The organism is Aequorivita sp. CRS11, assembly GCF_059693805.1.
Window position 1 is genome coordinate 72049 of record NZ_JCATIG010000005.1, and the last position, 13432, is coordinate 85480.

Sequence of the window (13432 nt, forward strand, 5' to 3'; positions counted from 1 at the left end):
TACTTTGATTTAGTATCTGTAATACTCCGGCTTAAAAGGCCCTTCAACTTCCACACCAATATAATCGGCTTGTTCTTTTGAAAGTTCAGTTAGCTCAACCCCAATTTTCTCAAGGTGAAGTTTCGCTACTTTTTCATCCAAATGTTTTGGAAGCATATACACTTCATTTTCATAGTTTTCGCCATTTTTCCAAAGCTCAATCTGCGCCAAAGTTTGGTTGGTAAAACTGTTACTCATCACAAAACTTGGGTGTCCCGTAGCGCAACCTAAGTTTACCAATCGGCCTTCCGCTAAAAGGATGATGTCTTTTCCGTCTATTGTATATTTATCAACCTGTGGCTTAATTTCAACGTGGGTGTTGCCGTGGTTTTTCTTCAGCCAAGCAACGGCAATCTCATTGTCAAAGTGCCCAATGTTACAAACGATGGTTTTGTCTTTCATCGCTTCAAAATGCTCTCCGCGAACGATGTCTTTGTTTCCAGTTGTTGTAATTACAATATCAGCATTGCCAACAACGGTTTCCAATTTTTTCACTTCAAACCCGTCCATTGCGGCTTGTAGCGCACAAATGGGGTCAATTTCGGTAACGGTAACAATACTTCCCGCGCCTTTAAAAGAAGCGGCAGTTCCTTTACCCACATCACCATAACCGCAAACAACCACACGTTTACCGGCCATCATAATATCAGTAGCACGACGGATTGCATCTACGGCACTTTCGCGGCACCCGTATTTGTTATCGAATTTACTTTTTGTAACGCTATCATTTATATTGATTGCGGGCATTGGCAACGTACCTTTTTTCATACGCTCGTAAAGACGGTGAACACCGGTAGTAGTTTCTTCAGAAATACCCTTTACGCCAGCAGCAAGCTCTGGATATTTGTCCAAGACCATATTGGTTAAATCGCCACCATCGTCAAGGATCATATTTAACGGTTTGCGGTCCTCGCCAAAGAAAAGCGTTTGCTCAATGCACCAGTCAAATTCCTCCTCGGTCATCCCTTTCCAAGCATATACTGGAATTCCAGCGTCGGCAATTGCAGCAGCAGCGTGATCCTGTGTAGAGAAAATGTTGCAAGAACTCCAAGTAACTTCAGCGCCAAGAGCTTTCAAAGTTTCAATAAGCACAGCCGTTTGGATGGTCATGTGAAGACATCCCGCAATGCGCGCACCTTTCAAAGGCTGCTCGTCTCCGTATTCTTCACGCAGGCTCATAAGCCCCGGCATTTCAGCTTCGGCAAGCTCAATTTCTTTTCTTCCCCAGTCTGCCAGGGAAATATCTTTTACTTTAAACGCCGTGTAAGGCACAGTTTTCGTTGACATATTTGTTATATTTATACCCATAAAAGCGGGCATTTGTTAAAAATAATTTCTGTTTTTCAGTCCGCAAAAGTACACAATATCCTTTAAAAGTTTATGCCACTTTACAAAACTATAACAGTAAATCCCCACACTAAAGTCTTCATTTGGAAGATTGAAGAGTCTTTTGAAGCACTTTCCGAAGGAATATCGCTTACCGGAAATTGCTCCGGAAGAGTTGAAAATATGAAAAGTGACCTACATCGTCGTGGATTTATGAGCATCCGGCATTTGATGGCTTTGGAAGGTTTTACCGATCACGATTTGTATTATGACGAAAACGGAAAGCCGCATTTAACGGGCGACAAGCATATATCCATTACCCATTCCTTCAACTTTGCGGCGATAATCATTAGCGATATTGAAGTGGGAATCGACATTGAAAAGCAGCGCAACAAAATCCTAAAAATAGCGCACAAATTCACTCCCATCGAAGAATATCGAACCATTGCCAATGAAGATGCTCTAATGCGAAAACTGACAATTGTGTGGTGCGCCAAGGAATCACTTTATAAAAGTTTTGCTGAAAAAGGCGTGAGCTTTTTGGAACATATTTATGTGGAAGACTTTAGGCTCGACGACACCAAAACCACTGCTACCGTGACTTACGAGGACAAAGAGCAAACGTACGATGTAGATTTTCTGGAGTTTGAGGAATTCACTTGTGCCTATGCGCTTATTTCTGAAAAATAGCAGATGGAAGACATTTTTTATAAAAATTTTCTGAAATCCATAGCCGAAAAGGAAAGGCAGCTCGCCATTTTGATTGACCCCGATAAGTTCAATATTGCTGAAACCGTTTCGTTTCTAAAAAAAATTCCGAAAGAAACCACCCATCTTTTTGTGGGCGGAAGCACCGTTGCCAATGGCGAAACCGAAGCAACCGTAAAAGCGTTGAAAGCCGAAACACAATTGCCAATCTTCTTATTTCCGGGCGACTGGTCGCATATTACACCCTTTGCCGATGCGCTTTTGTTTTTAATGTTGCTTTCCGGAAGAAACGCTGAATATTTAATTGGTCAACAAATAAAGTCCATTTCAAAACTGAAAAATAGTTCATTGGAAATTATTTCCACAGGTTACATTTTAATTGATGGCGGCAATGATTCGGCGGTTTCAAAAGTGACGAATACCCAACCGCTTCCTCAGGAAAACATCGAAAATATTGTGCACACTGCTTTGGCGGGACAATTTATGGGTGCGAAGATTATTTATTTGGAAGCGGGTAGCGGCGCAAAATTTCCCGTAAAAGCCGAAATCATTTCCGAAGTAAAAAAAGCAATTAAAATTCCCTTGATCGTTGGCGGCGGAATAAAAACCGAAGCACAAAAAAATACCGCTTACGAAGCCGGAACAGATATGGTTGTGATGGGAACGGCGTTTGAATAAATTCCAAATCTTAAAAAACCAGATTCCAAAAACTGCAAACTGCGACTGAAAACTTTTTAAAATCGTAGTTTTGAAAAAAATGAAAAAATGAAAATTTCTGTAGAATTAACCCTCACGCCTTTACAGGACGATTACGAACCCGCAATAATCAATTTTATAAAAAGCCTTCGAAATTCTGGGCTGACGGTTTTGGAAAATCCGCTAAGTACACAGGTTTACGGCGATTATGATGCGGTGATGAATTTGCTGCAAAAGGAAATGAAAGTCGCATTGGAAGCCGTGGAAAGAGGTTTGCTTTACATCAAAATAGTAAAATCAGACCGCAGCGACTATGAGCCCCATTTTTGATTGGTTTTTTGCGCAATATGCCGAAGTTCCCACACATTTAATAGTGCTGGAACTAATCGGCGTGTTCTTTGGTTTTTTGAGCGTGTGGTTCAGCAAGCAGGATAATATTCTCGTATATCCCACGGGGATTATCAGTACGGCTATTTTTGTTTATATTTTGGCTGTTTATGGGCTTTTGGGTGATATGATGATAAACGCCTATTACTTCGTAATGAGTATTTACGGCTGGTATATTTGGACCCGAAAAGTGGATGCGACCCATTATACGCCCATCACAAAAGGCACAAAAACCGATAACAAACAGTCTGTTTACATTTTTATCGCAACGCTTATTTTCGTTTTTGCGGTCTATGAATTTTTCGACAAATGGAACAGTTGGACAGCCTATGTTGACACGATTACGACCGCAATTTTCTTCGTGGGAATGTGGCTTATGGCGAAAAAGAAACTCGAAAACTGGATCTATTGGATTATTGGCGACCTAATTTCCGTGCCACTATACTTTTATAAAGGACTCGTGTTTACTTCGTTTCAATATCTTTTATTTACTATTATTGCCATTTACGGATACCGCGCTTGGAAAAGAAACCTAAACATACCCGAAACCAGCCTGCTGAATTGATTAAAGTAGTTTTATACGGCCCCGAATCTACGGGAAAAACAACACTCGCAAAACAATTAGCACAACATTATAAAACATTATGGGTGCCGGAATTTATGCGGGAATACCTTCAGAAAAAGTGGGATTCTGAAAAGAAATTAGTTGAAAAAGAAGATTTAATTCCCATTGCAAAAGGGCAATTGCAACTTGAAAAGGATGCTTCGCAAAAGGCTGAAAATCTGCTGATTTGCGATACGAATTTGCTCGAACTAAAAGTCTATTCGGAATATTATTACGACGGATTTTGTCCTTCGGAAATAAAAACCGAAGCAACCAAAGCCAATTACAGCATCTACCTTTTGACCTATGTTGACACGCCTTGGGAGCCGGATATTTTGCGCGACCGTCCAAACAACCGCGGGGAAATGTTTCGTATTTTCGAGGCCGAATTGAAAAAACAGGGTTTTCCGTATAAAATTATAAAGGGAAACGAGGAAGAACGGTTTAAAAAAGCAACCGAAATAATTGATACATTATTGGATAGATAAAACCTTTGCGTTCTCTGCGCCTCTGCGGTGATAATTTACCGAAAAGGCGCAAAGGTCACGAAGAAACTTGCAATTACATTGAATAAAATGTTTACAGAAAAAAACATACAACAAATAAAGAATCACGGGCTTTCCGAAGCTAAAGTAACGCGACAACTCGAAATTTTTAAGGAAGGAATCCCGTTCGCAAATGTTGTTGAACCAGCTTCGGCGGATAATGGCATTGCGGTATTTTCAGAATCGGAACAAAACCATTTTGTAGCGCTTTTTGAAACTGAAAAAGACAGACTTGATTTGCTAAAATTTGTGCCAGCTTCGGGCGCTGCTACGCGAATGTTTAAGTTTTTGCATCAGTTTTTGGAGAGTTATGATTTTGAAAATGAAGACATCGATGCGTTTCTTCAAAAGGAAGAGAATAGAAATTTGAAAATCTTTTTTGAATCAATTGAAAATTTTGCTTTTTTTTCTTTGGTGAAAGAGAAATTGGAAGCGAAATTCCCCGATTTTGAAAACTTCGAAAAAGGAAAACGCTACTATTTCTTCGTAAAGGAAATGCTGGAAGAAACTGGTTTAAATTTTAGCAACACCCCGAAAGGGCTCGTTCCATTTCACAAATACGGTGAAAATTATGTTACCGCTTTTGGCGAGCAATTGTACGAAGCAGCTTTTTATGCAAGCTCGAACGGCATAGCCAATTTACATTTTACGGTTTCCGCGGAGCACGAGGAAAAGTTCAAAAAACGATTCGAAGAAATACAGGAAATTGTTGAAAATAAAACAGGCGTAAAGTTTAATATTTCCTATTCCTATCAGAAAAAGGAAACTGATACAGTTGCCGCAACTCTTGAAAACAAAGCTTTTTCAGATGAAAACGACGATTTGGTTTTCCGTCCGTCCGGGCACGGCGCGCTTTTGGAAAATTTGAATGAAGTGGATGCCGACATTGTTTTCATAAAAAATATTGACAACGTGGTTTCGCAAAATTATGTGGAAACCATCGCTTTTCAGAAAAAAGTGCTTGCCGGAAAATTGCTTTCATTGCAGCAAAAAATCTTCGGTTTTGTGGAAAAACTTCACGCTGCAAATCCTTCTGACCTGTCCGCCGGGGCGGAAGAGGTTTTGAAAAACGCTTCGGACTTTATTTCCCGAGAACTTTTCATAAAAAACACTTCTATATATAAAGAGGAAATTTTAAAAGCCCTCGAACGGCCCATCCGCGTTTGCGGTGTGGTTGAAAATACGGGTGCTCCCGGCGGCGGCCCATTTCTTATAAAAGACAAGAACGGACACCTTTCCTATCAAATCGTGGAAATGAGCCAGATTGATACCAATAATCCGCAACAAAGGGAATTGGTTGAAAAGGCCACACATTTCAATCCGGTGGATTTGGTCTGCGGCTTGCGAAATTATAAAGGTGAAAAGTATGATTTGCTTCAGTTTTCAGACCCTGAGGCGGGTTTTATTTCGAATAAATCGTATCACGGAAAACCCATCAAGGCACTGGAGTTGCCCGGACTTTGGAATGGCGCGATGGCAAACTGGAACACGGTTTTTGTGGAAGTGCCACTCATCACCTTCAATCCCGTAAAAACGGTAAACGACCTTTTGAACCCTGTACACCAGCCGCAATGAACACAGAGCAATTAATTTCTGAAATTTCCTTTAAAGCCATCCGCAGCAGCGGGCCGGGCGGGCAGCACGTGAACAAAACGGCTTCAAAGGTGGAGGTGTCCTTTAATTTGGAAACTTCCGAAGCACTTTCGGAAATTGAAAAGGAACGACTCCGCAACAAACTTTCCGCAAAAATTTCTTCCGAAGGAGTCATTACCCTGCAATGCGGCGAAACCCGAAGCCAGCACCGCAACAAAGCAATCGTTATTGAAAGGCTTATTGAATTGCTTCAGAAAAATCTGAAAGTCGCAAAACCGCGAAAGAAAACAAAACCTTCAAAAGGCGCGATTGAAAGACGATTAAAATCCAAAAAGGAACGTGCGCTCAAAAAGTCCAATCGCAAACCGCCCAAAATTGACTAGTGTTTACACAACAACTGTGTAATTTTTATACAACTGTTCTTTCCGTTACACACTTTTCTTAAAATACAAAACGATAGAATATTCCTTAAACAGCTGTTTTGTAGTTATTTGCTGGTTTTTTCTGTTCCATATTTTCTATGGCACTACTTTTTCTATATACAAGGCACCAAACAAACTTAGAAACGAATAAATAATTTTTTAAAAACAAAAAACAATGAAAAAGTTAATTTTAAGCACAGCAATCGTATTGGGAGGTTTAACCGCAGCAACCGCGCAAGATAAAGAGCCAACTGCAATGAACGAGCAAAAACAAACTGCCGTTGAAGCGCAAGTGGAAAGCAGAATTGAAGCCGCCCAAGATGCCGATGCCGTTGTTGAAACAGAAGCTACAGTTGCAACAGATGCACCAACTGCTGAAATCGCAGCAGCAGATGTTGCCCAAGATTATAAAGAAGTTAAAGCTTCTGAAGTGCCACAAACCGTTCAAGATGCCGTAGCTAAGGATTTTAGCGGTGCCACTATTTCTAAGGCTTATGTGAATGCACAGGGAGACTATAAAATCGAGCTTGCCACTGCCGATGCCAAAAAAGCAACGGTGTATGCAAACGCAAAAGGCGAGTGGATTAAAAATGAATTAAAGAAGCAGTAAGCTGCAGGTATTTTAGATTCAATACTTCTGGGAAAGGCGTCCATAAATTGGGCGCCTTTTTTTATGATAAATTTAAAGTTTGCCCAGCCATATACTCACTATTTTTACGTTCTCAGAAAACGTAATGGCGCAGCAAATACATATAGTTGAAGACGATGTAGCTTTTGTAAAAATGCTCACCTCTTTTTTGGAGCGAAAAGGTTTTAATGTCACTGTTTCGCTTTCAGGCGAAAAGGCGCGAAAAACAATTTCTGAAAGCAATTTTGATTTGCTGATTACGGATTTGAAACTGCCAGACGATTCAGGTCTTGACTTGCTCGAATTTTCCCAAAAAGCTTCCCCAAATACCAAAGTGATTTTAATGACAGGTTATGCCGAAGTGGATACCGCGGTAAAAGCCATTAAAAAAGGGGCGCTGGACTATATTTCGAAACCGTTCCGGCCGGAGGAATTGTTGATGATTATTGAAGCGGATTCTCAAAATACGGACTCTTCGGAAGAACATATTTCAGAAACTGTTGAGCCGAAAAAACCTGCTCTCCAATCAACTTCTGAAAAGCCCAAATTTGTCATCGGCATCAGCGAAGCATCCAAAAAATTCAACGAATATTTAAAGCTGGTCGGCCCAACGGATATGTGCGTTCTCATTCAAGGCGAAAGCGGAACGGGGAAGGAAGTTGCGGCAAAGGCAATCCATAATTATAGTTCCCGAAAGGATAAAAATTTTGTGGCAGTAGATTGCGGTGCCATTCCGAAAGAGATTGCCGCAAGCGAATTTTTCGGCCACGTAAAGGGAAGTTTTACGGGCGCGGTGAACGACAAAAGAGGCCATTTTGAAGCGGCAGATGGCGGCACATTATTTTTGGATGAAGTGGGGAATCTTTCCTACGAAAACCAAATCCAATTACTGCGCGCTTTGCAGGAACGGCGCATAAAACCCGTGGGCAGTAATACTGAAATCGAAGTGGATGTTCGCATACTTTCCGCAACCAACGAAGATTTACTGAAAGCCGTTTCCGAGGGGAAATTTAGGGAAGATTTGTACCATCGTTTGAATGAATTTTCAATCCACATTCCATCGCTGCACGAACGGAAAGAGGATCTTTTTCTGTTTATTGAATACTTTTTAAATGAAGCGAATAAATCTTTGGGAAAAGAAGTAATCGGACTTTCAAAAGAAGTAGAGGAAGCCTTTAAAAACTACGCTTGGCCGGGCAATTTGCGCGAATTAAAAAACGTAATCAAGCGTTCTGTTTTGTTGACCAATTCACAATTGATTCCGTTGGAAGTGATTCCACGCGAAGTTTTGTTTGCTGAAAAAACGAAAAAGGAAACCGTAGATTTTTCAAAGGAAAGCAACGAAAAGCAACTTATTTTGAACGCCTTAAAGGAAGCCGATTTCAACAAAACCAAAGCCGCAAAATTGTTAAATATTACCCGAAAAACGCTTTATAATAAACTGGAGCATTATCAAATAGATTTGTAAAATCAGCTATTAGAAAGCTCATTTTGTAAATCCCGAATGTTCAAAATAAGCTTCTCAAAATCCATCTTCATTTCCACAGGTTCAACTGTTTCGGCTGTGTAATCCTCCATTTTTTCGAGAATGGGAATCACTTCCTTTGCCATTATTTGGTGGAACATCGTGAGCATTCGGTGGGCAATTTCAGAAATAGTTTTTGTGTCATTTTCGGCAATTGAATTTTTTATTTGCTGCAGATCTTTTTCGGTTTGGGCGTTGAAAACTTTTAGCACTTCTTCCAAGGCTTGGGACGTATTTAAAAAGGATTTTAAAAGGGAAAGGTCGAATTTTTCATTGTCTGCGGAATTTGATTTGAAAATTTCATCAACAATATTTTCTTTCGAAAAATTCCTGCGGTTTGGGAAAATGCGCTCCAAAACTGCAACCAGTTGCTTTTTTGAAAAGGGTTTCGGCAGCATTTCAGAAAACCCTTTTTTGAGGTAGAAATCGCGGCTGTGCTCCCTACTTCCCGTCATTGCTAGTACGGGCTGATTTTTATAGGAACTTATTTCGCCATTTTTCAGTTTTTTCAAAACCGTAAAACCGTCGGTTTTTGGCATTTGGATGTCGGTTAAAACAAAATCAAAATCGAAATTAGCGTGAAAATTTTCAAAATTGTCGAATGCTTCCGAAGCAATATCCATCTGTCCAAAAATTTCCTGTAAAAGTGCGCGCATCGATTCGTCATCGTCAATAATTACGGCTTTCAGACCTCCAAACGAAATGTGTTCCTTCGGAATAGTTTTCGTCAAAATCCTATCTGAAATTTTCAGCGGAATGGTTAAAATAAATTTGCTTCCTTCCCCCAAAACACTTTCCACCTTTAGGCTTCCTCCCAAAAGCTCGGTGAGTTTTTTTGAAATGGCAAGCCCCAAACCGCTGCCGCCAAATTTGTGGGCAATCTCGGTTTCGGCCTGCGTAAATTCATTGAAAATAAGCTGCTGTTTTTCTTCGGAAATGCCAATTCCAGTATCGATTACGGAGATTTTTATTTTGGAAATTTTTGGAACACTGAGCGCAGTCGAAGTGTCAAGTTCTTCAACCTTAATTTCAACGCTTCCGTTTTCGGTAAATTTAAAAGCATTGCCGACGAGATTATTTATAATCTGCCGAATCCGCAGCGGGTCGCTTTCAAAAATTTTGCTTTTAATTTCCTGCGAAATGGAAAATTTCAAATCGACAGCTTTCTGCGGAAACTGCTGTTTTACGGCATTCCCGGCTTCAACGATAATATTTTCCAAAGAAAAGGGAACGCTTTCAATGGGCAATTTTCCCGCTTCCAATTTGGAGAAATCCAGCAAATCATCCACCAAATGTGAAATGAAATGCGAGCTGGAAGTAATTTGCGCCAAATAGTATTTCTGTTTTTCCGAAAGGGTTGAATTTTCAAATAATTCGGAATAGCCGCTGATGGTATTCAATGGCGTTTTCAAATCATGACTTACTGTTGAAATGAGCTGTTCGCGGCTTTTGAGCAGTGATTCTGCGTAATTTTTAGATTCTTCCAAATTCTTTTTGAAGCGCTCTGCCCGAAAAAAATCTGAAAGGATAAAATACGAAAACAGCAGAACCACGATGCCGCCCAAAATTCCGGCAAACTTCAGAATTTCCTTGGTGCGTTCCATGGATTTTGCCCGTTGCTGTTTTTCCAGATTGTTGTTCTTAGTAATTTCACGGTCAAAACTGGCGATAATCTCGCGCAAGCGTTCGGAAATGTTGAGGTCATTGCGGATCAGTTCATTCTCTTTTTGAATCAATGATTCGCGAATTCGAGAATTTTCCTTTTTTGCTTCAGAAACTATATAACGGGCCGCGGTTAACATAGAATCGACCGTTTTGGATTTTACGGTAGAAGTATCGCGCGTGGCGTCACTATTGAGATAATCGGCATAGTTTTGCCAGATTTTGCGTTCTCGCGTGTTTAATTTTGATGGATTTTTGATTAATGACTCCACGGAGTTTAATCCCACGGAAGCTTCCAGTTTGCGTACTTCGCGCATAATATCATCCAGCGAAGTGTCTTTTTGGTTCGTCAAACGAAGAATTCGCAGCTGTTCAATGTTTCGGTTCTTTTCCTTGAGCAGCGATTTTACGCTATCCAATTGTTTTAGCTGAAAATCGTTGGTGGTAAGCGATTTTATCTCGTCTATTTTCCTGAAAAGCGAATCGGTCTTCGCCATATATTTTTCAAAATCTTCATCGCTTTCGGTTAAAAGCGCGAGCCTTGAAAATCCATCAGTTTCATAAACCAAATTAATGAGCGTTCCTGTTTCAATAATTTTTTTTTCGCCTTTGGTTTCTGTTGATTCCGCAGTGAAATTTTTGAATTCGGAATATAAAAAAAAGCCCACTAATACAGCCAAAGCTCCCAAAACCAGATAGCTGAGAATGATTTTAAAAGTGAATTTATTTTTTGAAGTGGCCATTAGCCAAATGTAAAGAGTATTGAAAAGGCGAAGTATTAAGGATATGATAAAAAAATTGAAAACGAAATAGAAAGTGAAATTGAAAAAAGAAATGTACTTTTGCCGAATATCTCAAAGGGGTGCTTTTCAAAGTACGAAATTGGAGATACGAGTTACGAAACTATTTCGTCGCTCGTCGCTCAAAATTCCAACTTCAAAAGGCTGAGATTATACCCAAAGAACCTGGGCGGGTAATGCCGCCAAGGGATAACAAATAAGAACCCCCTGTAATAATGCACGATGCATTGTTTTCAGGGTTTTTTTATGTAACCATTTAACAAACTAAGAATAACGCCCCTTTTATTCGTATAAATTTAAAAAATTACGAATGAAAAAGTTATTGATTACAACAGTTTGTACTTCTCTGTTTATTACCGTTTCCGCGCAGGAAAAAACGCAGGATTCCACAAAAATTGAAGCCTTGGACGAAGTTTTGGTACAAGCCGTCCGAGTAGATGCCGATTCGCCAATTACCCACTCAAACCTCGATAAAGAGGAGCTCGAAAAACGAAACCTCGGGCAGGACATTCCGTATATGCTCAATTATCTTCCGTCAGTTGTTACCACGAGTGATGCTGGAGCCGGCGTGGGCTATACCTACATTCGGGTTCGAGGTAGCGATGCTTCGCGCGTGAATGTTACGCTTAATGGAATTCCGTATAACGACTCCGAAAGTCAAGGCACGTTTTGGGTGAATTTGCCCGATTTCACCTCCTCGGTGCAAAGTCTGCAGTTGCAACGGGGCGTGGGAACTTCAACCAACGGTTCGGGCGCTTTTGGTGCAAGTTTGAATTTATTGAGCGATGCCGTTTCCAATGAAGCCTATGGCGAAATTGCAAACTCCTTCGGAAGTTATAATACACGCAAACACAATGTCAAGTTCAGCACTGGCTTGCTTTCCGAGCATTTTGAAGTGGCGGGAAGACTTTCCACTATCCAATCTGACGGATATATAGATAGGGCCAGTTCCGACTTGAAATCATATTTTCTACAAGGTGCTTTCGTAAATAGAAATTCCTTAATTAAAGCCTTGGTTTTTGGTGGACGCGAAGAAACTTACCAATCATGGAATGGCTTGGAAGATCCAGAAAAACTTGAAAATGACCGAACCTACAATACCGTTGGAATATATACCGATGAGGATGGAAACATTCAGTTTTATGACAATGAGGTTGACAATTATGCGCAGGATCATTACCAACTGCTTGTAAACCACAGGTTCAACAATAATTGGAGCACAAATGTTTCTTTGAATTATACAAAAGGAAAGGGTTATTTTGAGCAATATAAGGAAGACGAAAACTTTGTGACATACGGTTTTGAACCCATTGAAATTGGAGGCGACACTATAAATACAACCGATTTGATCCGTCGTCGTTGGTTGGATAATGATTTTTATGCGGCTAATGCCAACGTAAACTATAAGAATAATAAAATAGATTTTACGGGTGGCGCATTTTACAGCTACTACAGCGGCGACCATTTTGGCGAAGTAATCTGGGTGCGGTACGGCAGCAATTCTGAAATTCGCGACCGATATTACGAAGGGAATGGTGTGAAAAGTGAATTCACCGTTTTTTCCAAAGCGACGTATCGAATCAATGACAAGTGGAGTGTCTTCGGCGATTTGCAGGGCAGATTTTTGAATTACAAAACTTTGGGAATTACTTCAGATTTGGTGCCGTTGAATGTTGACGAAAACTATTCGTTTTTCAACCCGAAAGCGGGATTGACCTATAAATTAAACCCTTCAAACCAATTTTATTTCTCCTACGGAAAGGCGCACCGCGAACCTTCGCGAAATGATTACGAACAGGGAATTGTTACGCCCGAAAAGTTGGACGATTTTGAACTTGGATGGCGATTCGCCTCCGAAAAGGTAAAGGTCAACACCAATATTTATTATATGAATTACAAAGACCAATTGGTGCTTTCCGGTGAGTTGAATGATGTTGGCGCACCGTTGCGTACCAATAGCGGTAAAAGTTACCGTTTGGGACTGGAGGTTGATGCGGAAATTCAGCTTTTGAAGAATTTGAGAACCCTTCCAAACATAGCTTTGAGCACCAATAAAAATGTAGATTTCGTCACTTCGCGTGATGGCGAATTGGTAAATCTGGGCAATACCAATATTTCTTTTTCACCTTCTGTGGTTGCTGGAAATATGCTGGAATATTCGCCAATAAAGAAATTGCAATTAGGTTTCCTTTCAAAATTCCTGGGTGAACAGTATATGGGCAATATTGACAGCGAAGCTTCAAAACTGGATAGCTATTTCATCCATGATTTGAACATTGTTTATACTTTGGGCAATCTTCCGTGGGTAAAAGAAGTGGTTTTTTCGGCTTTGGTGAACAATATTTTCAATGTAGAATATATTTCCAACGGCTATTTTTACACCTACGATGACGATTTTAGTAATCCGGGAACGATTACTACAATTGAGGGTGCGGGCTATTATCCGCAGGCAACAATTAACTTTTTGGTAGGGGCAACTGTAAAATTTTAAACGATA

12 protein-coding genes are annotated in these 13432 nt (G+C 40.3%); 10 read left to right on the forward strand and 2 right to left on the reverse strand.

Annotated features, from left to right (window positions below; translation table 11 throughout):
• Positions 1-9: 9 nt before the first annotated feature.
• Complete coding sequence (gene ahcY / locus AC58DT_RS11190; protein ID WP_497216909.1) at positions 10-1326, reverse strand: adenosylhomocysteinase; 1317 nt, start codon at positions 1324-1326, stop codon at positions 10-12.
• 93 nt (positions 1327-1419) lie between these two features.
• On the opposite strand from ahcY, the gene AC58DT_RS11195 reads away from it, so the two are divergent.
• The 9 genes from AC58DT_RS11195 to AC58DT_RS11235 all read left to right on the forward strand — a co-directional run bounded on the left by AC58DT_RS11195 (position 1420) and on the right by AC58DT_RS11235 (position 8416).
• The gene (locus tag AC58DT_RS11195; protein ID WP_497216910.1) at positions 1420-2055 is read left to right on the forward strand and encodes a 4'-phosphopantetheinyl transferase superfamily protein; all 636 of its coding nucleotides are present in this window, start codon (positions 1420-1422) and stop codon (positions 2053-2055) included.
• Positions 2056-2058: 3 nt separating this feature from the next.
• Positions 2059-2751, forward strand: a complete 693-nt coding sequence (locus tag AC58DT_RS11200) for a phosphoglycerol geranylgeranyltransferase (protein ID WP_497216911.1) — start codon at positions 2059-2061, stop codon at positions 2749-2751.
• Positions 2752-2838: 87 nt separating this feature from the next.
• Entirely contained in the window at positions 2839-3099 is a 261-nt protein-coding gene (locus AC58DT_RS11205) for a thiamine-binding protein (protein WP_045081418.1), read from the forward strand.
• Positions 3083-3721, forward strand: coding sequence for a nicotinamide riboside transporter PnuC (gene pnuC / locus AC58DT_RS11210; protein WP_497216912.1), 639 nt, complete (start codon positions 3083-3085; stop codon positions 3719-3721). The genes AC58DT_RS11205 and pnuC overlap by 17 nt, the downstream gene beginning before the upstream one ends.
• Positions 3718-4248, forward strand: coding sequence for an AAA family ATPase (locus AC58DT_RS11215; RefSeq protein ID WP_497216913.1), 531 nt, complete (start codon positions 3718-3720; stop codon positions 4246-4248). The genes pnuC and AC58DT_RS11215 overlap by 4 nt, the downstream gene beginning before the upstream one ends.
• Before the next feature lie 87 nt (positions 4249-4335).
• Positions 4336-5880: a DUF4301 family protein gene (locus tag AC58DT_RS11220; protein WP_497216914.1), complete on the forward strand. Its 1545-nt coding sequence runs from the start codon at positions 4336-4338 to the stop codon at positions 5878-5880.
• Positions 5877-6281, forward strand: coding sequence for an alternative ribosome rescue aminoacyl-tRNA hydrolase ArfB (arfB, locus tag AC58DT_RS11225; RefSeq protein ID WP_497216915.1), 405 nt, complete (start codon positions 5877-5879; stop codon positions 6279-6281). Before AC58DT_RS11220 ends, arfB begins: the two co-directional genes overlap by 4 nt.
• Before the next feature lie 214 nt (positions 6282-6495).
• A complete protein-coding gene (locus AC58DT_RS11230) occupies positions 6496-6930 on the forward strand; it encodes a hypothetical protein (protein WP_497216916.1) in 435 nt (144 codons plus the stop codon).
• 124 nt (positions 6931-7054) lie between these two features.
• Positions 7055-8416, forward strand: a complete 1362-nt coding sequence (locus AC58DT_RS11235) for a sigma-54-dependent transcriptional regulator (RefSeq protein ID WP_497217133.1) — start codon at positions 7055-7057, stop codon at positions 8414-8416.
• Positions 8417-8418: 2 nt separating this feature from the next.
• Here AC58DT_RS11235 and AC58DT_RS11240 read toward each other — a convergent pair whose 3' ends face one another.
• Positions 8419-10878, reverse strand: coding sequence for an ATP-binding protein (locus tag AC58DT_RS11240; RefSeq protein ID WP_497216917.1), 2460 nt, complete (start codon positions 10876-10878; stop codon positions 8419-8421).
• A gap of 367 nt (positions 10879-11245) precedes the next feature.
• Here AC58DT_RS11240 and AC58DT_RS11245 point away from each other — a divergent pair, with 367 nt between their 5' ends.
• Positions 11246-13426 (forward strand): TonB-dependent receptor, encoded by a 2181-nt coding sequence (locus tag AC58DT_RS11245; RefSeq protein ID WP_497216918.1) that lies wholly within the window; start codon positions 11246-11248, stop codon positions 13424-13426.
• Positions 13427-13432: the final 6 nt, after the last annotated feature.